Source organism: Sinomicrobium weinanense, assembly GCF_018863395.1.
GTDB lineage: Bacteria > Bacteroidota > Bacteroidia > Flavobacteriales > Flavobacteriaceae > Sinomicrobium > Sinomicrobium weinanense.
On sequence record NZ_JAHKRR010000009.1, the window covers coordinates 41,590 to 63,158 of the forward strand.

Consider the following 21,569-nt stretch of genomic DNA (forward strand, 5'->3'; position numbering starts at 1 on the left):
CTTTCCTTAATTTTTATAGTGATATTTATATTCTTCCAATAATTTGTTGGTTTCATCCTTGATAAATTCCAGACGGTTAAAATCGTCATAAGTATACGTCGTCTCCTCGCCCATGGGATCCGTTATCGTTGTTATTCCCACCAAGGGTTTATAGGTATAAGTCGTTACATGAGATTTCGGCAGGGCTTTCCGAATATCATTTAAGGCAGCTATCAGACTGGTTTCCGTACCCGTATTGGATGCGTTTTTCGCAGCGGTTACCAAACCGGAAGGAATACTACTATAAGAAGTGACATTTTCTATCTTGGCTATGAGTTGTTGCCCATTATAACCCCATAAGTAAACAATATGCGGACCGCTTACCAAGGAAACCTCCTCCGGGTTGCCATAACTATCATATTTGTGATATTGCACATGGGGGCTTAAAGGTGCTGTTCCCTTGGAAGTAAGTATTTCATCGGGGAATACCTGGTTGCCCTGGATTTTATATTTCGTCCTTAAAGAAACCAGCGGGACTTCATTAGCGTTTGTCGTTTCTTTTATTTTTGTTGTTTCCCTGGTCACTGTGTGTATTTCATTGTTATCTATCAGCTTTTGGTGTGCTCCGCCAGGATCGTTTGTCGTTCCTAATTCATCATAAGCATAGGTAAAATACCGGTTTAAAATCTTTCCTTCACTGGTTATGGTATTTTGAGTTTTCAGGGAAAAATAATTGGGGGTATATGTATAATTTTTTTCCACCACAACAGGTGTCCCTCCTGAAAAAGTGCTATCTATAGTTTGTTTAAGATCTACCCGACTTGTTTTCGGATTAAAACTTCTGCTCAGAAAATATATTGGCATACCCAATGGAGGTGTCTCACTAGACCTGGGTTCATATGCGCCGGTAAAAAATTTAACCGGGCTTATGGTTATGGATCTGAAATTTTCGCGACGGATAGGGTCTTGAAAATAAGAACCCTGTGAATATCCATATGTGTTTACCGTTTTTTTTAATAAATTACCCTGTTTGTCATATATCAAATGCTTTTTCAACAAACCGTAGTTCCAGGCATCGACCTGGATAGGTACAAAAGGGAAAGAAGTAGTTCTTACCGGCCTAAAGTCAGCAAAACTGGTAAAATATTTAGCTTCTTTTCCTTGTGAAATTCCGTCAGCGACAGTCTTAATAACAACTCTTTTATAAACTACCGGGCTACCATTTATTGTAGAGAGGTCAAATAACGGAGAACTGGTTCGTACAATCACATTACTCTCAGTCCACAAATAGATTTCAGGTGGAGTAATAGGTGGTGTATAGGCCCCATTATTAGGATTACTCAAATTATCATAGAATGCAGCATAACTGTATTGCGGATAGACTCCTAAAGTTCCTGAAGAAGTTTCCCCATCTTCCATAACATATTCATAGGTCCTGGTTTTAGCAGGGGTAGAATGAACTCCGTCATAGTCCGTGATCTTTTTTACACGCAGTCCCCCTACATAGGGCTGTTTATGCCTATAGGTTTCCTGGTGAGTATCTCCCGGCATTTGCTCCCGCCAATTGATCATCACATAAGTGGAATAATCGGTCAACCCGGTTGTGTATAAAACAGCTTTATAGTTATTTCCCTTTATAAGATTGCTAAGTGAAAAACTTTTGCTGGAACCATATGAGTTATAAGGCACTTCTTGTACTGATACAAGATTGGCTATGGAAAGGTCAGAAGATTTGTATATTTCGGCTACTATCTTACAATCGCCATGACACTCCAAGGCGGTTCCTGAGGATACGGTCATTTCCATAGTGGTGATTGTATTGTTTTCGCCTTCAAAAGGAATATCCGCTATAATGGATTTGTATGGTGCATCACTACTTACATAAGCCGAAGCACTTTTATTTCTATAAGCAGGCCCCGGAACGGTTACGGTAAAATCCTGGTCTAACCAATTGTCCTCTGCCTCATTAGCTTCCATATCAAAAATGGTATATCCTCCGGTAGGATAAGTCATTTTCCGCAAAACCCCTTTTTTGACATGATCAGGATCCGTATCCCTGTCCCCTCCTGATAATTCATATATTCCCTTGCCAAATCCTCCACGAACTATTTCCCTTGGAATCCAGCTGCCGCCGCTTCCTCTATAATATCCCCAATGGTCCGGGATACTGCTATATCGATCCGGCAAACTTCCTGTATATTCAAAAGTATAAGGCGTGTCTGTATTGGTTTCCGATCCTCCAAAGGAAGTCACCTTTTTTAAAGTAGAACGATTTAAAGAGTAATCCTGCTCCAGTAAAAATCCTTGGGTGTTCTCTCCATCTGTTACGGTAATTTTCTTTAGATGCCGTCCTATGGCATTATCAACTCCGTTGGTCTCGTAATCAAAGGTCATAATAACCCCATTCGGAAACGTTATTTTTTTCAAAAACCGGGTTATCAGATTTTGCGAAGCGGTACCACCGGACATTATTTCGTTTCCGGTACCATCAATCCTCCTGTGGGTAGACTTATATTGACTGGTATTATAATTATTGATGCCATCAGATTCATATTCAAAATTTATACTGGTCGCAGAAGCACTTGCCTTTGGAGATATGATCTTTGTCAGATACCAGGAAGAGGTATATTTATTACTGACTCCATCACCCAAATTAACAGTGGATTCGTAGGCGGAAAAAACGTACTTCATACCATCTTCATCAGTAATGGTAAAACTTTTTATTAATTGGACATTACTACCATATATCGTGACTGTTCCTATCGTTTTTTCAATCCTTATCTTGCTTCGGTTTAACACTAAAATATCATTATTCTTGCCCAACATAAATTTGCCACTCTTTCCCCCAAAAGAATAGCTAAATATATCGGATTGATTATCCAAAACATTACCATACATATTATTATAAGGTCTCAGACTTACGGTTCCGGGTGAGTTTCCGTCAATCTCATCGGGCAATTCGTCCTGATAAATAAATCCTACATTGGGCTTTTCGTCATAAATTCCCCTAACCATCCTGGAAACAACACCGCCTGCAGTTAATGCCCATCCTATTCCAACACTAGAAGAAGGTTCGTTCAATTTAATCCCTCCCGCATGATAGCTCAACGACACATCCAGCTTTAAACCATTCGAAGGATGGTTATAAGAGTAAACCGGTATACTTATGTCAGGAATGCCTGTGGCTTCACCAACCGGAATGTCCCCGAATTTCATCATCGCACTTACTTCAGGAGATGGGGGTAAATAATTTTGCAGAGTGGGATTTAATGAAGTTATTTCTGAAGAAGACTGTGCTAATGCCAAATAATTAGGTATAAATACTACTAAGATTAGTAATAGCTTTTTCATTCTTTATTTCTTTTTTTTAACTGTTCAATTTGTTGTTGTTGGATTTCTATTTTTTTGTTCAACTGAAGAATATACAGCGTCAATTCCTCTATCTTCTGCAGTAATTTAGCATCCATCTCTCCCAGGAACACTCCTTCTTTTTCGACTTCTTTTGCACTTGGTATGTCTTTTAAATGACCTTTTTCTTTTATATGTTCTTCTACCTCTTTTAACGAGGAAAGTTCATAACCTTCATCAAACACAAAGTCACTCCAGCCAGTTTCTACTTTAACCTCTTTGGCACGAATGTTACCATTCACTGCGAGTTTCCAGGCACCTGTATTCGTGGTACCAATCCCCATACTTCCATCATTTTCTACGGTTAATTTCACCCCTTTATTAGCGGCATTTTCCCCACTTGATAACCTTAGTATAGGCCCCGTACTAACCTGATTGATATATACGGCGGCACCTCCTGAGTTATTTCTGGTAAAATGGTGATAATCTGTATTCCCGGATGGCGTTCTCCAAACTCCTGTCTGTACCTGCGCTTCTGTACTCAGTGAGAATAACACGGACAATACAGTCAATAAATAAGTAAATATTTCTTTCATCATTGGTTCTTCTTTAATTGTTCTATTTCTTTTTTTAATTCCTGTATCGCTTCTCCCTGGATTTTCATAACTTTCTGTTGCTTTATGATATACAGGGTCAGTTCCTCTATCTTCTGCAATAGTTTGGCATCCATCTCCCCAAGGAATATCCCGTTTTCTTCAACTTCTTTGGCACTGGGGATATCCTTTAGGTGACCCTTCTTTATAATATGCTGTTCTACTTCTTCCAAAGTGGGCAGAGGATAGTTCTCCTCAAACACAAAATCACTCCAGCCCGTTTCTACTTTGACTTCCTTGGCCCGGATATTACCGTTTACAGCAAGCTTCCAATTACTGGAATCAGTAGTGCCTATACCTACCCTTCCATCGGTATAGAAGAGCCCGTTTCCCTTTCTCTGCCAATGATATGAAGGTCCAAAAACATCAGGTTCCACATCTGATTCCCCCATTTGCAGTTCCTGTATAAAAACACGAATCCTATAATTATTGCTATGGTTTGTCTTTACTTTCACGACATTATTATCAATGGTCAGCAACGGATGGTTGGAAATATCCCCTGCTAAAGTCACCGCCCTGAGGTTCCATACAGACGCATCGGGGTTGTACCATACCAGGTATTCAGCGCCGGTATTAGTCCCTGTTCCCCTGGTCACTAGGCGCACTTTGTAAATACTTCCTACATTTAACGGATTTCCTGTTTCGTCTGTCAGTTCTACCATGACCGTATTATTCACGGTAATTTCCTTTGCAAAAGAATTTGTATGCGTTGTTTGTGCCTTGCTTAAAAAACCCAACAGGGCAAAAGCGAAAAGCAAAATTTTTTTTTCATTTGTATTGATTTGGTATATTAGTTTGAAATAAATTAACATTGCTTGATTCCTGGTCATAATAATCAGAGAGTCTGCCTCATTTATATTTGACATAAAATCCCCACTTTCCCTGTTTATCAGTGAAAATTAAATCCATCTATTCCTGTGAAAAAGTGCGTATTTTTAAATTTTATACAAACCAGCCTCTGCCTTTTCTACTCAAGGAGAGTTATACTTTTTAGGGGGGATAATAAGACCTGGCGACTGCCAGGGTTTCAGGTTTAGGGGGAAAGATGTAATTTTAGTTCATTGGCTTTTTGAGTTTTTATAAAAAACGACATTTAAATATAATCCTTTTTTCCCTGTACAAAAGACATCAAATGTTACTTTTTGATGAAAAGTATATTATTTTTCTGATATAATAATATGGCAAAATAAGATAAAAAGCAAAAACTTATACCCTGGATTTATAAATCAAGAGTAATACTTTTCCAATTTTACACTACATCAATAATCTCATAAATAGTTGATTATATACCACATAGATATATATTCATATGCATCATATAGCTAAGCTGAGATTTTCGAAGGGAAGTGACAAGAATTACCCATACGCCCTCTTAAAACCTCTTTGCCCAGACAGCAAAAGAAATAAACATCAGGTCAAATGCCTTACGGAAATCCGTAATTCGCTTTCAGAAATTTTATAGCTTCTCTTATTAGACCACAATAAATAGAAAGCAGCCGGTTACTTCCCTCTAAAATAGTGAAGTTTTACAAAGAAAGGACGGAACTCGCATCCGTATGCCACCGCTTTCTGTCGCGTGAAGTAAAATTACCTTCTCATATCATCAGTGTCCGCCAAAAATGAATCTGCGTTCTTTGCCCCCTTGTCATGCATCGCTTTCAACACTTTTTTACGGGGTGACGATTTGATTTGGTCCCGATACTTATCGGGATCATGGTATCTCCCTTGTTGCGCCACCGGATACCTCCGCGTATCTTCAGAAGACCGGGGAACTCACGATAAGCGCATTCTTTTCCGCTTTAAAGCCCGGAAACAGCCATTTAAGGGATTGCGTATACGCCGGAAGGGGCCCGGTATGCGGCTTACCCGTTCCTGTTAGCCGTTTACTGGGTTACTTATGAATTCATATACAATTGCTTATGCGGCAAACCGGGTTGTGTTTGCGGCATAAGCAGTACTGTTGACCGCTTACCGGGTTGCTTATGAAATCATACGTAATTGCTTATGCGGCGAACCGGATTACGTTGGCGGCCCAAGGTAATGGGTAAACTGCATAAGCAGTTCTGTTAACTGCTTACCGGGTTGCTTATGCAGCAAACCGGGTAACGTTTACGGCTCAAGGGAATGGGTAAGCTGCATAAGCAGTTCTGTTGACTGCTTACCGGGTTGCTTATGAATTCATATGCAATTCCCTATGCGGCGAACCGGGTTACGTTAACGGCTTAAGGGAACGGGTAAGCTGCATAAGCAGTTCTGTTAAAGGCTTAGCAGGCTACTGATGAAATTATACGTAATTGCTTATACGACAAACCGGGTTATGTTAGCGGCGTAAGGAGATGGGAATGCGGCAAACCCAACCCGGTTCGGTGTATACGCATGCCCTTATATGGGGCTATTCGGGTTTGTCCGGGAATAAAAACCCCAGTAGTTTCCACAACCGGGAGCGCTTCCGGATGACCCGGGCAGGATTATAAGAACGATAACCGCTATGACGACCAATTGCAGGTTTCTCTAACAAAGTAAGAGCGTTACACCCGTACTGAGTTTATCGAAGTAAACGCTTTTTTAAGATACGCCCTCGTTTTCGTTGCGCTTAAACGTGGGCCAGTTGGTTATTACTCTGTTTTGTTATATTGACATCATTAAAAAATAGCGACTCAGAGTAGCATGTATGGTGGGGGCTATAAGGGTGGCACTCGTTTCCGTTGCACTCAAACGAGCGCCAGGTAAAGTTTCTTTACCGAATATTTTTCAACATACGCCTTCATCATTTCACCCGGTTCTTTCCCCACGGCTTTTTCAATGAGCAGAAATTCATAGGGCTCAGGCGCACCGGTATTGAAATAGATATCGGTTAATCGTTGTTTATCTATCCCTGTTTTGGCCTGGATATCCTCAAAAGTGTTATCCCCTTCGAAGTTTTCTCGCATAAACAGGCCAGAATCGGTTCGTTTCTATGGTTCAAATGAGGACTGGTTGGGAAAAAAATTATGAAGTTTCGGTATTGGCTTTAGTACATATTACATTAAGAATATATACAACCCCTTTTTGTTCTTTGTAAAGTATTTTATAGTCCCGAACGATTATCCTTCGATATTCTTGGAATATTTCATCCCGTTGGTACTGTTCGGCAAATACAATTTCTTTAGAAGCGCCAATAATATCTTTTCTAACAATCCTTCTTGCCGTAGGAATGTCTTTATACCTATAGTCTAAAATAGCGTTGAGAGATTCCCTGGCTTGCCTTGTCCAGACCACCTGGGTTATTTTACGGGCCATTAACTTTCTTCTTGTTCAAATTCATCAGCAGATATGTAATCCCCTTGATCTATCTGGCTTTCTGCAATATCCAATGCCATTTTGTACTCCTGGCGTGTCATCGGAGACCCATCCGGATGGTAAGCAACAACCTCATTCTTGAAATAGCCTTCATAAAGTGCATCCACCATCTGTAAAAACCGTATATCTACAGTCTTTATGGATCGTTTCCACTTTTCTCTTAACTCTAATGCTCCCATAATAGTAGTATTATATATCAAATATACGGTATTTTTAAGGACCTCTCTTTATATACTTTCTTTTTTGATATGTTGCCGTAAATCACAAAAAGAAAACGTGTGTCAATAAGGTGCTAAAACAGTATTTTACAAACTATTTTTACAATAGCCCCTCATTTCCACAGTGTTCAAACGAGGACCAGTTGGGATAATCTCTTTTAGGAGTAAGTCATTTTCATTCATATTCATATTATAGTGACTTCTTGAAGGCTTGCCTTATCTGCTCTTATCTTTATTAAATTTTTCAAACAACTCCCCTGAGTTTTTACCGACTGCCTTTTCGATTAGCAAGAGTTCATAGGCTTCCGGTGATCCGGTTCTGAAATAGATTTGTTTGATACGACTTAACGGGATTCCTGTTTTGGCAGCAATTTCTTCGGGTAAGTTTTCACTTTTTTCAAATTGATTCATAAGACTTCCAAACTCGTTCCTTTTAGGTGGGGTATACTTAGTCAGCGTTAAATCTAAATCGGGGTAAATAATTGTTGTTGCGTTGAGAGCAGTATCGCCAAAACCTTTGTAGAGTTTGTAAAACTTTTTATAAGTTAATCCTTCCCTTTCCCCGTTTTTTAATTTGATCAACTCAGATCTTGAAATTATCGACTTGTCAAATAGAAATTTTTCGGAAATATTTAATTCTTTTATTTTTTGTTTGATATACGCGTATGCGTAATGTTTAGGCACCTCAATCTCACCCTTTTTATCTTTCGTAAGCATTTAAGTAGTTTTCTTTTATTAAAATTTTGATATTTGGAACAAGTGTTCTATATTTGTTTTATATTTACTGAAACATGAAGTCTTAAGGACTAAAAAGACATAAAAGAGTCTCCAATATTTCGATTGGTACCCGAAGAGGAGGCGGTGAATGAAAGGCCTTTCCTTTCAAATAGCTTATATTTGCTTTTTGAGTGGGGATGGCCTCACTGCTGATCGCTTTCGGGTACCAAATTCGAGAAATGAGTGGTTGGTTTGTGAGGAATCTTCCCCACTTTTTTATTCCACTTTGGAGATTCGTTTTTAAAACCTTCAAGTATGGAAACGAGAATATCAAGCTACCAAACCCATTATCCCCGCAACATCGTTGTTGAGATTAAGCGATCATGGGTGTGCACCGTTTTATTCCTATCAATCATAAAGAACATAATTTGTCCACCGGACTAAATGACCAAGAAACCTGTCGGATAGCAAAAAGCAAAGGCATTATGCCATGCCGGCCAATCTTTGGCTGCTGTCCATCAGTACCGGCCCCATGCCCATAGAAACATATAGTTTGCCACAGGATTAAAGACAGCTTAATTTATTAGTTAACTGCAATAGCTATAAAAATACTCTCTTTTGTCCTTCCCTGCAAATAGTATCAATGCTTTCTTATAACATGATGGCCGGTTTTATACTTAACACACACTAACACTATCATTATGAAAATATCAGGGCAAAAGCTACAACAGCTTCAGCAACAGTGGAGCGCCGAAATGACAACCTTTCACGAACTACAACAAACTCATAAAACCCTTAACGAAGAGCTCCGGGAGTGTTTGCAAAAACTTGATGCACTGGCCCTTCGACAGGGCTCAGGAACCACCTCTCCGGTCAGGCTTGGGGGGCAAAACGTATAACCTACAATCTGTAACCCCGCAGGGCTTTTTAGCTAACACTCAAATATAACAAATTATGAAATACGCGACATTAGCGGGGCTCTCCTGCTGGTGCCCCATATATATTGCCTTAATTTTACTTAGCCTGCCATTACCTCTTTGGGCATCGTTCCCTTTACAATCGTCCCCGCAACGCCAAATTACCGGAAAGGTTACAGACGGTAACGGGGAGCCTTTAGGTGGCGTAAATATCATAATACCCGGAAAAGGCAGGGGTACCATTTCTGATTTTGACGGCACTTATACCATTCAAGCTACACCTCAGGACACCCTTACCTTTTCTTATGTAGGGTTTAAGAAGGTGGAAATTCCTGTTTCCAGGCAGGAGATTTTAAATGTACAAATGGAAGAGGATGTGGTTGCTTTGGATGAAGTTGTCTTAAATACAGGTTATCAACAATTACCAAAAGAACGAATCAATGGAAGTTTTGTTGTTTTAGATAGTGCACTGATCCAAAGGTCGGTGGCAACCGATGTACTATCGAGACTCAATGGTACGGTTTCAGGATTATTATACTCGGGAGGATCGCCGGAAATTGTAACCCACAACCCTAACGGAAGAAATCCGGGTATTCTTATCAGGGGCATAAGCACCATAGATCAGAATGTGAGCCGGAGCCCTCTTATCGTTTTGGATAATTTTCCCTACGAAGGAGAGCTAAGCAATATCAATCCTCATGATATAGAAAGTATCACGGTTTTAAAAGATGCTGCCGCTGCATCTATCTGGGGAGCCAGATCAGGAAATGGCGTTATTGTGATTACCACCAAAAAAGGAAGAAAAAAAGAAGCGATGCAACTGGATTTCAGCGTTAACTTTGGCACTGAACAAAAGCCGGACCTATGGTATGATCGTAATTACTTAAGTGCCGGCGATTATATAGATATAGAAACTCATCTTTTTGATCAAGGCTATTTTAATTCTTATTTACAAAATTCAGTAAGTTACCCTGTGGTTACTCCTGCTGTTGAGATTTTAAATGACTTAAAACAGGGGCATATTAGTAAACAGCAAGCAGAACAGTCTTTGGGAGTGTTGCGTCATCGAGATGTGAGAAACGACTATGATAAACATATTTATCAGACCGCCCTCAATCAACAATATCATATTGGTTTAAAGGGGGGAGCAGAGAAAATGACGTATTCTTTTTCTGTGGGGTATGATAAAAACCGGCACAATCTAAAAAGAAACGGATATCAAAGGCTGACCCTCCGTGCACTGAACACCTTTAATCCGGTAAAAAACCTTGAAATAACTTTTGGGGTAAACTACAGCAATAATCGAACAGATCGCAATAATCAGTTGAATTTCGGGAGCGGAATCCAGATTGGAGGATTCACACATTCAGGCATTTATCCTTATGCACAATTTGCAGGTCCGGATGGCACTCATTTGTCTATTGCCAGGGATTACCGAACCGGCTTTAAAGAAGAAATGCAGCAAGCGGGGTTTAAATATTGGCAATACCGCCCGTTGGATGAACTATATTTTAGAGAGAATTCTTCTAAAATCAATGATCTGTTGATTAAAGGTAGCTTGAAATACCGGATCGCACCTTTTTTAAACGCGGAGGTACTGTATCAAAATGAACGACAGAAGATCAGCAACTACGAGTATTTTAGTAATGATGCTTATTATACTCGCAATCTTATCAATAGATTCTCGATCTTAAATGATGGAGGCTCCATCACGTATCAGGTTCCTGAGAATGGAGGTGTTCTAAACGTAGGTGAGTACGACTGGAATTCACATAATTTCCGGGGACAGCTTTCTTTCGACAGTACTTATGGAGATTTACACACTGTTACCACCATTGTCGGAACCGAGGTCAGGGAACTAAAGACACAGGGCTTTCAGCGTACATCTTACGGTTATGAAAAGCAATTTGGAACGGCATCCACAGCCCTTGACTACTCCACGTTCTTACCTACCACACCATCAGGTTCTGCACGGATTCCTGCACCAGACGGAGCTGTACTTGGAAGATTAAATCGTTTTGTGTCGTTGTACGCCAATGTGGGGTATATTTATGACAATCGTTTATCGGTAACCCTTAGCGGACGCAATGACGGAACAAACTTGTTTGGTGTTAATATTAATCAGAAAATTACACCCTTGTGGTCCGCTGGGGCAGGGTGGGTTATTAGTAATGAAAATTTCTTCCGGAGTCCGGCTTTGGACTATTTGAAACTCAGATTAACTTATGGGTATAACGGCAATGTGTATTATGGTTCCGCCTATACCACAGGAGTCTACCGGTCGAGTTACCTGACAGGACTTCCCGCCATATCAAACTTAACAGCACCCAATCCGGACCTGCGATGGGAAAAAGTAAAGAACATTAACCTGGGGATCGATTTTAGAACAGCAAAGAATGTGTTGAGCGGAACTTTCGAGCTATATCAGAAAACAGGCGAAGACTTGGTAGAACCTTATCCGTTGGCACATAATACCGGTTTCAGGGAATCTATGATAAATTCAGCTTCCACAAAGACCCGTGGTATTGATCTTACCCTGAATTCAAAAAACATTAACCGATCCTTTAAGTGGAATACGACCTTAATACTCAGTACTGTTAAAGACGAAGTGACCAGGTATGAAGGAGAAGTTGCCAGGTCTTCCATTCAAACCCGGATGATTGTTGAGGGAAGGCCGTTAAATAGTGTTTTTAGTTACAAATGGATGGGGCTGGACCCGGAAAACGGCGATCCTTTGGGTTTTCTTAATGAGGCTGTCAGTAAGGATTACGAAGGGATCATCAATAATTTCGAGGCTGATAGTTTAGTGTTTAACGGGTCTTCTATGCCTCAATTTCATGGGGCCATTCGCAATGATTTTTCTTATAAAGATTTTTCCTTGTCTGTAAATGTTTTGTTTAAAGGCGGATATGTGTTTAGGCGGGCATCAACGAGCCTGAACTATCCCGACCTTATCGACGGTTATGCGAATTCCGATTACGTCCGCCGATGGCAAAAACCCGGTGATGAAAAAAACACAAATGTACCTTCCATAGTTTACCCGGCTAATTCCAGAAGAAATACTTTTTATAACTACTCGGAAGTCTTAGTTGAAAAAGGGGATCACATCCGGCTTCAGGATATTCGGGTAGCTTATAATCTAAAATCCGGTTTGGGAGCATGGTTGCCCTTCCGCTCGTGTAGCATATACACCTACCTAAGCAATATAGGTATTCTCTGGCGGGCTAATGATCTTGGCATTGATCCGGACAAAGCTCCGAATATCCCACTGTTACATACCTTACCCAATCCCTTTTCGATGTCCTTTGGGATAAGTGCAAGTTTTTAAACAATTATCATTATGAAAAAGCATATGCTAAAAAAAAGCTACAAGTTTTTAATATCATACGCGGTTATGATAGCTTTGATCCTTTTGTCGGCATGCTCCAAAATGGATTCCTGGCTCGATGAAAAAGAAACCCTTTCGGACTCAAGGCCGACTACACTTGAAGATATGCGGGCTATTCTGGACTATGCAGAATGGATGAACTACTGCTTCCCGGACATAGGGAATGTGAGTGCAGATCATATTTATTTGGATATGGTTGCTTTCAACAGTGCTCCGGAAGTGGGAAGGAATGCTTATACCTGGGCAGATATCATATTTGACGAAAATCTGGGTTCTGCCGATTGGACCTATGGTTATCGTACAATAGCCCATGCCAATATTGTGCTGGACGGTTTGACCAGTATCCAGAAAAATAATGCGAATACCCGGGAATACGATGGAGTAAAAGGTACGGCTTTATTTTTTAGGGCATTTGCCTATTATGGTCTTGCACAGCTTTTTTGTAAACCCTATTCCGAAAATGCATCAGATGACCTGGGGCTTCCTATCCGTACAACCTCCGACATTAATATAAATCCCCAACGGTCATCTTTAAAGGCTACCTATGATCGTATGATCAAGGACCTTGAAGAAGCGATTCCCCTGCTTCCCGATATTTCGGACTATCAAACACGCCCTACTAAACTGGCGGCATGGGGACTGTTAGCCAAAATATACTTGTGTATGGAGAATTATGGAAGTGCAGAAAAGTATGCTGATATGACATTGGAATCCTACGACATACTATTAGATTTTAATGATAGTACGTTAGTCAGTACTTCCTCGGTTTATCGCTTCCCTTCGCATCCGGACAACCCCGAGATCTTATTTTGGGCGGCATCAAATCAAAATGTAGTTATTATTCCGTTAACGGTCATGATTGGTTCGGTAGACCAGGGCCTTTATAAATTATATGACGATAATGATTTAAGGAAGAAATATTTTTACTTCGATGAGGGAGATAACAAGGTAAAGTTCAGAGGAACGTATTCTGCCATCAATCGTAATTTCGCGGGCATTGCTACAAATGAAATTTTATTGATCCGGGCAGAATGCCTGGTTAGAAATGGCAATGTCGCAGCCGCGTTGGCAGACCTCAACACGCTTTTGGAAAAGAGATATTTGAAAGGAACTTTTGAGTCCCTTGCTTTTGAGAATCCCGATAACCTGTTAATAAAAATACTGGAAGAAAGGCGAAAGGAATTGCCATATACGGGTCAGGTGCGTTGGGAAGACCTCCGGCGTCTCAATAAGACCCCGCGCTTTGCTAAAACACTGACAAAAGAAATTGACGGTACTACCTACTCATTACCACCCAATTCCCCTCGATACGTTTATCCTATTCCTCCCATAGATGTTCAATTAAGTAATTTACAACAAAATGAAAGATAAGCTAAAACTCTTTTTTATCCTGCTCATACTTCTTGCAAATTTTGCTGCTTGCTCCGAATCTTTGCCAGACAAAAAAATGGTGTCGGTTACTGTTCAATACGATGGAACGACTCCCGCAGATACCCTTATGCTGTTTGTCGCGAATCCCTTATATCCCAGTTTTCCTTCTTTAAAGAACCCTGGAACTAAGATAAGGGCTACTATGAATAGCGATGGTGTATATAAGTTCAAATTCAAAGCGGATCATGAGATCGGATACTACTTGATTGCAAATTTGAATCCAAAAAAAGGCCGATTGTATACCGAAGAAAGATTTGTCAAACGGCGGAGAGAAGTACAATCCTTAGTCCCGTTGCTAATTTATGAAACAGGGGACAAGGTGCAAATACGGATAAGCCCAAAAAAGGTATTGCCAACCTATGAAACCTACGATCCCCTTCGGTTATTTGATTTTTCGTATTCCGGACCTGGGGCTAACAAATTGGAAGTGTTGACCCAAACGCATGATATATATCAAAAGATAGGGGTCAGTGGCCCATCATTTGATACCAACCAAAAGTATAGAGATGGTTACGCCAAATGCGCAAAAGCTATAAGAGCGTATATCGAAGATCAGAAAGATAAAATAAGTCCGGTTGCCTATGAATTGATTATGACAGACGCCCTTTATAGCTTGTACCTCCCTCAATTCAAATCAATTCTGAAGTACTATAAGGAAGTTGAAGGACATCTTTCACCTGAGGAATTGGAGAATATCAAAAATGCGTACTTCAATAATATAAAAGATGCTTTGCCGGGGATAAATCTGTCTAAGACAGCATTAACGCAATCTTATTATTATTATCGTTACTTGATCGAGAAAAATCGGACAGATTGCTATTTTATTGATCATAAAGAAGATCCGTCATTAGTTTTCGAGCGAATGATGTCCCGTTACTCCGGTGAATTGCGGGAAAGAATGCTAACCTTGTTTCTGTATACCTCCTTTGGAACATTGCAATTTAATGACCAGCTCGAAAGAGCTGTCAAAATCACCAATACGGACTATTGCAAAGATATGTTGACAGAACTGGCAAAACGGAAATCAAGTAAGAAAATAGGAAATTTCACCTTGGAGGACCCGGCTGGGAATCCTGTTCCCCTTTCGAAATTTAAAGGGAAAGTCATTGTTATGGATTTCTGGTTTACAGGTTGTGGAGGTTGCAAATGGGTGTATCAGAATGTATTGAAAAAGGCGGAAGCAGCCTATTATAACAACCCGGAGGTAGTGTTTCTGTCCATATCTGTTGACGGTCCTAGAAGTATTTGGGAAAATAGCTTAAAGGAAGAGATATATACGTCGGACATGGCTGTTAACCTCTATACCAGTGGTCAGGGGATGAACCATCCTATTATATCCGACTTTAAAATCAGGGGCTATCCAACCATCATTATTGTCAATCAAGAAGGTAAGATAGACAGTTATGATTTAGCCGAATTTAAGGGAGGTGACGGGTATGCGGCGATTTCTGATCGGATAGACAAGTTGCTTACCGGGATTCAGTAATAGAATAGGCCCTTTCAAATCTTATTAAAAGGGCCTACTCTACAATCATGAAAAAATTAAAACTCGAAGGAGCCTATTTAAATGGGCTGGCTTTAAATTCATCAATTGTTGCCTGAGTTTTAGGGATGCGATTTTCTGCGTCAGGCGGCGTATCACTTGAAATGAGACAAGCATAGGTGCCACCAGGGCATAGTTCACTACCGGTCGGAGGCTGTACAACATAATAGTCAACGCCATTTTCCGTAGTTTCCCCGGTCACAGCCCACTGATCAGCAACTGTTTCAGTCGAGATCTCTACGTTGTCATTCGCATTTTTTGTTGTATTGTCTCCGTGAGCAAAAGAAATAAGGACAACACCCAGCACAAGGGTTAGTGCTGTCAATGAAATTTTAAGATTCTTCATCTTTGAAAATTTTAAGATTAATACATTGTTTTAGACTTTCGTGTCATTGGGCAGATGCCCATATGTTCAGCACCCCCTAATCCCGAAAGGGCTGCCGGATCGGTGGGATTATACATGTAAAATTATGGTGGATGGCGTGGGCCGGAAAGAAAAAAACAACGAAAATGCTGCAAACCTTGCAGAAAACCTTTCGTTTATTTCAATTTTATGTTAAAATTCAGTCTTACCCCTTTTTTCAGGAATCGATTGAGCGCATAGCGGAACGAGCGTTCGTCACGGTAGCCCACCATCGGATAAACATCCTTTATGCTTAGACTGTTGCATTCCATCAATGCAATAGCGTGGGTGATCCTTAGCCTGCTGTAATATTCATGGGGAGTGCTGCCATATGCCCGTCTGAATTGGTGGCGTAGGGTAGGTTCCGTTACATGGAAACGGGATGCAAGGAATTTACTACTCAGATCGCTGTCTTGATAATGCTCATCCAGATAGGTTTTGGTTTGGTAAGCGAGGTCATGTGTTTGTGTTTCCAATGCCTTATCATAATACCCTAACACATAGGAGATGTACTTACGGAGGTTTCCATCGAGTGCACCGATGTTATTTTTCGAATAGCTGTACACCCTATAGAGCCAACGTTGTACCTTGCGGTCCATCCGGCATGGATACATTGCGAGATAGGAACGGCCGTCTTTTAGCTTTTCCAGTACAGATTGTATGTTTTGGAATCCGGCACTAATATTTTTCATCCACTGAGGGTCAATGCCAATCCATAGAGAACTGTGATGACCAGCTCTTGCACGGACCTGGTAGCTACCGGAACTGTAATACAGTAGGGCGAATGTATTGGGACGTGTCCTAGTAATGGGGCGGTCACCATCCGTGGTAAGGGAAAATCCGCCTTCCAGCATAAAATAGAGGAATAATTGTCGTTTGGGGATACTGAACCGGATAGGAATCGGTTTATCGGTTTTAATTTCAAAAAGGTCGATATAGAACGGCTGATGGCTACGCCTTTGACTCAATATTTCCATCCCGTCCAGGCCATAGTGGTGGCAATGCTCGGCGAAAGGCATCTGAAAATAGCACCACTCCGGAAGGTTTCGGGTGAATTCATCGCACAGCAACTCATCAGGCCTGAAGATTAGGTTGTATGGTGTTTTCATAATGCTTTACTTGGCAGTGACGGAGTCGATCGTTTTAAAATTTATGGACTCCGCTCCGGCCGCCGGTATATCGAAATAAAATTACGGTCCTAAATGTTAAACCCGGTATTCCGGGCAGATACAAAAAGTATTCATTGAGGATACTTTTGCGTAAGAATTTTAACGTTTTTACTTACAGTATAAAGTTCCTCAATAAAAAATAAAAACATTTCGGGTAGAGGGAGAAAGATTTATGGCTCAGGGAGTTTTTTGGGTAAGAAAGCAGGTAATTGGCGTATTACCTTTTGGATTTGAAAGATTTTGAAACATGTCTGGTGCAAAGCCATACTATTTCCTAAACACTTTAGTAGGCACCTTCCGGTTTAGTTTTTCATTAGATTGAATATCATCAAACATAGAGTTTTCATAGTGTTTGTTTTTGAGGTCCGATGTCCGGTGTCCGAAGTATATTTACTTCCGACCTTTCGGCTACGCTCAAGGCGTCGCTTCGAGCTTCCGACTTCCGACTATTTCATCGTTTCCTGGTTTGCAAACTAACGATACTGTTTTCTACTATCAGTAATCATTTGATCTTTAAGTTGATAAATGTTTAATTTTAATAAAAATGGGAACTTTACGGTAAGTAATTGAATTACAAACACAAAAAAGCCCAAACCATATTTTCATATCATTTGGACTTGTAAGCAGGTGGGACCACCTGGGCTCCCTTCGGCGCAGTCTATACTGAGCTTGTCGAAGTGCTCAGGGTAAACTTCTCGCCAAATTCTCTAAAAAAAGAAACGCAACTACTTGTAAATAAGTAATTGCGTTTTGAAATAGAGGTGGTCCCACCTGGGCTCGAACCAGGGACCCCTTGATTATGAGTCAAGTGCTCTAACCAGCTGAGCTATAGGACCCGCATTTTGCGGATGCAATATTACTACTTATTTTAGTTTGCTGCAAACTTTTTTAACTTTTTATATCACTCCTGTACTGCCGTATCTCCGGAGTTTTCAGGCGTAGGTATGTCCTGGCAAAGCTCTATTAAAACTCCCCCGGTACTTTTGGGATGTAAAAAAACAACCCGTTTATTGTCCGCTCCCTTTTTGGGTACTTCATTCAGCACGGTAAACCCTTCGGCTGTAAGGCGTTTTATCTCCGCTTCCATATCATCCACGTCGAAGGCTATGTGATGTATGCCCTCTCCCCTTTTCTGGATGAATTTATATATGGGACTGTCTTCGGCAGTGGCTTCCAACAATTCTATCTTGCTTTCGCCCACCTGGAAAAAAGAGGTCTTTACCCCTTCGCTTTCCACTGTCTCCGTTTTATAAGGGGCTGTTCCCAGCAATTTGGTGTATAATGTGTTGGATTCCTCAATATGGCGCACTGCAATGCCCAGATGTTCTATTTTTCGCATTACTTTTTCTAGCAAATATAGGATTTACCCTCTAATTTACTGAAGATGTATCGATTTATACCCCATTCCTTCCCGGTATTTCCTATTTTTGCACTATGGAGAGTAACAGACAGAAAAAGATAGCAGGGGTCATACAGCGCGACCTGGCAGATATTTTGCAACGCGCCGCCACCGATGGAGGCCTTCAGGGCATACTCATCTCCGTAACCAAAGTAGCGGTAACGGTAGATCTGTCCATGGCCAAAGTATACCTGAGCATTTTTCCCAATACCAAAGGCAAGGAGCTCCTCGCCGGGATCAAAAAAAACCAGCCGTTGATAAAACACGAGCTGGCAAAGCGTACCAGAAACCAGCTGAGAAGGGTACCCGAACTGGAGTTTTTTATAGACGATTCACTGGAATATATCGATAAGATCGAAAAATCCCTGAAGGGTAAGGACAACCCCATAGAAAACCCTGATATGCTGGACAAGCGGAAAAAATCCTGAATATCCGGCTTTATAAGATCCCGGGTTGTATATCGTTATAATACAACCCACAAAACGGTAACGCAATAACAGAAAGTGCATTTCCCTACCTACATAGCCAAGAGGTACCTCGTTTCCAAAAGCAGCCAGAATGCGGTGAACATCATTAACCTGGTCACCTTTCTCGTGGTTGTTATCGGTGCTGCGGCTCTGTTTATCGTACTTTCGGGATTTGCAGGGCTAAAGACCTTCAGTCTTTCTTTCAGTAATTCTTTCGACCCGGACCTGAAAGTACTCAGTGACGGAGGAAAATTCCTGGATGTTGACAAAGACCGGGAGGAACAGTTAAAAGCCATTCCCGGAGTGGCCTCCTATTCAAGGGAAATTGAAGAGCAGGTACTTCTTACGCACAAACAAAAAAATCATGTCGCTTTTATAAAAGGGATAGATGATGGCTATGCCCATGTGGTAGATACAGACAGTATCCTCTATTACGGGAACTGGTTCGACAGGGAACTGAACGAAGTCGTTACCGGGATCGGTACGGCCAGCCTGCTGGGAATTGCCCTGAACGATTACAAAAACCCCTTGAAAATACTGGTGCCCAAGCCCGGAAAAGGAAGTATTACGTCCAATTCCACACCCTATAATGAAGTCGCCGTCACCGTTTCGGGAGTCTATGCCATTACAGAAGATATCGACAAAAAATACGTGTTTGCTGACCTGGCACTGGTACAGAGGATGCTACATAAAGAACCGGGTGAGATCACAGGAATAAATATAAAACTTACTCCGGATGCCAATGCAGATCGGGTAAAACAACAGATCATTTCCGTATTCGATAACAAAGCGGTCGTAAAGGACCGGGTGGAACAAAACGATGCCTTATACCGTATGCTGAATACCGAAAACATGGCCACTTACCTCATCTTTACCCTGGTGCTTATCATAGCTCTGTTTAACGTGGTCGGAGCCATTATTATGATGATACTGGACAAAAGAAAGAATATCAACACCCTGTTCAGCATGGGAGCAACAATTAAGCAGTTGCGCCGTATTTTCTTCGTACAGGGGCTTATAGTTACTCTCGTAGGGGGAACTATAGGCATTGCTTTGGGAGCATTGCTCACCTGGTCGCAAATGTTTTTCGGATGGCTTCGTATCACCCCTTCCCTGCCTTACCCGGTAGAGATCCACCTTTCCAATACGCTTATCGTATTCGGTACGATCGCCGTTCTGGGACTGATCGCTTCTAAAATTGCCTCCGGAAGGATCTCGGAAAAACTGGTCCGGGAACAGAATTAGAAGCCATTGTTTTGGTGGAAAGAGATTGATGTAGATTGAATCTCAAACCTTTCAATCTCCCGTCAATCTTTTAACCTCAGATTTTTCGGGTATACAAAAGATGCAAAGGATTGAAAGATCTAAACAATTTTTCAGGCAAACTGATAATCTCCGAATCTTTCGAGCACCTCGTCAAATGCTGCAAAAACATCGGAAGCATCGTCTGAAGTCACCATTTTTTGCCGGTATTCCTTAAAGTGGGGAATGCCTTTGAAATAATTTGTGTAGTGTCTCCGGGTTTCAAATACACCCAGTTTTTCCCCTTTCCAGTCCATAGCCATCTGAAGGTGCCTCCGGGCTGCTTCTACCCTTTCTTCCATCGTGGGCGGAGCCAGGTGTTCACCTGTTTTGAAAAAGTGCTTGACCTCTTTAAAAAACCATGGATTTCCAATACTTGCCCTGCCTATCATGGCACCGTCCAGCCCAAATTTATCGCGCATTTCCACAGCTTTTTCCGGTGTGTCCACATCGCCATTGCCAAAGACGGGAATATGCATCCTGGGATTGTTCTTTACCGCTGCAATAGGGCGCCAGTCAGCCTCTCCCTTGTACATCTGCACCCGGGTACGTCCGTGAATGGATATGGCCTGTATACCAACATCCTGCAGGCGTTCGGCTACCTCTACTATTTTTATGGAATCGCTGTCCCACCCCAGGCGTGTCTTTACGGTAACGGGCAGGTTGGTACGTTTTACCATAGCTTCCGTGAGCTTTATCATCAGCGGTATATCGCGAAGTATCCCGGAACCCGCATTCTTGCATACCACCTTTTTTACCGGGCAGCCGTAATTGATGTCTATGATATCCGGTTGGGACTGTTCTACAATATCCACAGCCTGTAACATGGAGTCGAGTTCCGCGCCGAAGATCTGAATGCCTACGGGACGCTCCTTTTCGTAAATATCCAGCTTCTGGACACTTTTGGCAGCATCCCGTATCAAACCTTCCGAAGAGATAAACTCGGTATATACCACATCCGCCCCCTGTTCCTTGCAAAGCGCCCGGAAGGGAGGATCGCTCACATCTTCCATCGGCGCCAGCAACAGGGGAAACGCTCCAACTTCTATGTTACCTATCTTAACCACAGTGCTTTAATTTATTGCGGTGCAAAGATAAAGCAAAATTTAAGAATGTATCATTAGCTTTAGTACATGTCAAAAAATTATCAGTTATGACGTAAGACTGCAGGACGTAAGACATAGGACTTTAAAATACACATATAGACCGTCACGGCCAGAACTAACATTTTGGCAACCACATAAATTTATAATGACACCCTCTGTCACCCCGAGCCCTTCGACACTTCGACAAGTG

General features: G+C 41.4%; 17 protein-coding genes and 1 tRNA gene. 6 read left to right on the top strand and 12 right to left on the bottom strand.

Annotation, left to right across the window (positions count from 1 at the left end; translation table 11 throughout):
• Positions 1-6 precede the first annotated feature (6 nt).
• The 7 genes from KN811_RS18345 to KN811_RS18375 form a co-directional block, all read right to left on the bottom strand.
• On the bottom strand, positions 7-3,330 hold the full coding sequence (locus KN811_RS18345) for an RHS repeat domain-containing protein (protein WP_187965009.1): 3,324 nt from the start codon (positions 3,328-3,330) through the stop codon (positions 7-9).
• Positions 3,327-3,926, bottom strand: coding sequence for a hypothetical protein (locus KN811_RS18350; RefSeq protein ID WP_187965010.1), 600 nt, complete (start codon positions 3,924-3,926; stop codon positions 3,327-3,329). The genes KN811_RS18345 and KN811_RS18350 overlap by 4 nt, the downstream gene beginning before the upstream one ends.
• Entirely contained in the window at positions 3,923-4,738 is an 816-nt protein-coding gene (locus KN811_RS18355; protein ID WP_187965011.1) for a FliH/SctL family protein, read from the bottom strand. The genes KN811_RS18350 and KN811_RS18355 overlap by 4 nt, the downstream gene beginning before the upstream one ends.
• A gap of 1,953 nt (positions 4,739-6,691) precedes the next feature.
• The gene (locus KN811_RS18360; protein ID WP_187965012.1) at positions 6,692-6,910 is read right to left on the bottom strand and encodes a hypothetical protein; all 219 of its coding nucleotides are present in this window, start codon (positions 6,908-6,910) and stop codon (positions 6,692-6,694) included.
• A gap of 58 nt (positions 6,911-6,968) precedes the next feature.
• Complete coding sequence (locus KN811_RS18365) at positions 6,969-7,259, bottom strand: type II toxin-antitoxin system RelE/ParE family toxin (protein ID WP_187965013.1); 291 nt, start codon at positions 7,257-7,259, stop codon at positions 6,969-6,971.
• Entirely contained in the window at positions 7,259-7,498 is a 240-nt protein-coding gene (locus KN811_RS18370) for a hypothetical protein (protein WP_187965014.1), read from the bottom strand. Before KN811_RS18370 ends, KN811_RS18365 begins: the two co-directional genes overlap by 1 nt.
• 255 nt (positions 7,499-7,753) lie before the next feature.
• A complete protein-coding gene (locus KN811_RS18375) occupies positions 7,754-8,254 on the bottom strand; it encodes a hypothetical protein (protein WP_187965015.1) in 501 nt (166 codons plus the stop codon).
• A 701-nt stretch (positions 8,255-8,955) separates the two neighbouring features.
• Between KN811_RS18375 and KN811_RS18380 the strand changes: the two genes are divergently transcribed.
• From KN811_RS18380 to KN811_RS18395, 4 genes are all read left to right on the top strand, one after another.
• Positions 8,956-9,153, top strand: a complete 198-nt coding sequence (locus KN811_RS18380; protein ID WP_187965016.1) for a hypothetical protein — start codon at positions 8,956-8,958, stop codon at positions 9,151-9,153.
• 55 nt (positions 9,154-9,208) lie between these two features.
• On the top strand, positions 9,209-12,499 hold the full coding sequence (locus tag KN811_RS18385) for a SusC/RagA family TonB-linked outer membrane protein (RefSeq protein WP_187965017.1): 3,291 nt from the start codon (positions 9,209-9,211) through the stop codon (positions 12,497-12,499).
• A 66-nt stretch (positions 12,500-12,565) separates the two neighbouring features.
• A complete protein-coding gene (locus KN811_RS18390; RefSeq protein ID WP_216334947.1) occupies positions 12,566-13,930 on the top strand; it encodes a RagB/SusD family nutrient uptake outer membrane protein in 1,365 nt (454 codons plus the stop codon).
• Positions 13,920-15,476, top strand: a complete 1,557-nt coding sequence (locus tag KN811_RS18395) for a TlpA family protein disulfide reductase (RefSeq protein WP_187965019.1) — start codon at positions 13,920-13,922, stop codon at positions 15,474-15,476. The genes KN811_RS18390 and KN811_RS18395 overlap by 11 nt, the downstream gene beginning before the upstream one ends.
• A gap of 73 nt (positions 15,477-15,549) precedes the next feature.
• Here KN811_RS18395 and KN811_RS18400 read toward each other — a convergent pair whose 3' ends face one another.
• From KN811_RS18400 to mce, 4 genes are all read right to left on the bottom strand, one after another.
• A complete protein-coding gene (locus tag KN811_RS18400; protein WP_187965020.1) occupies positions 15,550-15,879 on the bottom strand; it encodes a hypothetical protein in 330 nt (109 codons plus the stop codon).
• Positions 15,880-16,073: 194 nt separating this feature from the next.
• Positions 16,074-17,045 carry an AraC family transcriptional regulator gene (locus tag KN811_RS18405; RefSeq protein WP_187965021.1) on the bottom strand — a complete coding sequence of 324 codons (972 nt, stop codon included), beginning with the start codon at positions 17,043-17,045 and terminating at the stop codon, positions 16,074-16,076.
• Between the two features lie 822 nt (positions 17,046-17,867).
• Positions 17,868-17,941 (bottom strand) — tRNA-Ile (locus KN811_RS18410).
• 65 nt (positions 17,942-18,006) lie between these two features.
• Positions 18,007-18,444 carry a methylmalonyl-CoA epimerase gene (gene mce, locus KN811_RS18415; RefSeq protein WP_187965022.1) on the bottom strand — a complete coding sequence of 146 codons (438 nt, stop codon included), beginning with the start codon at positions 18,442-18,444 and terminating at the stop codon, positions 18,007-18,009.
• Positions 18,445-18,539: 95 nt separating this feature from the next.
• On the opposite strand from mce, the gene rbfA reads away from it, so the two are divergent.
• Complete coding sequence (gene rbfA, locus KN811_RS18420) at positions 18,540-18,932, top strand: 30S ribosome-binding factor RbfA (RefSeq protein ID WP_187965023.1); 393 nt, start codon at positions 18,540-18,542, stop codon at positions 18,930-18,932.
• Between the two features lie 75 nt (positions 18,933-19,007).
• Complete coding sequence (locus KN811_RS18425) at positions 19,008-20,216, top strand: FtsX-like permease family protein (protein ID WP_187965024.1); 1,209 nt, start codon at positions 19,008-19,010, stop codon at positions 20,214-20,216.
• Between the two features lie 131 nt (positions 20,217-20,347).
• Here the strand turns inward: KN811_RS18425 and dusB are convergent, their stop codons facing one another.
• Positions 20,348-21,340, bottom strand: coding sequence for a tRNA dihydrouridine synthase DusB (dusB, locus tag KN811_RS18430; RefSeq protein WP_187965025.1), 993 nt, complete (start codon positions 21,338-21,340; stop codon positions 20,348-20,350).
• Positions 21,341-21,569: the final 229 nt, after the last annotated feature.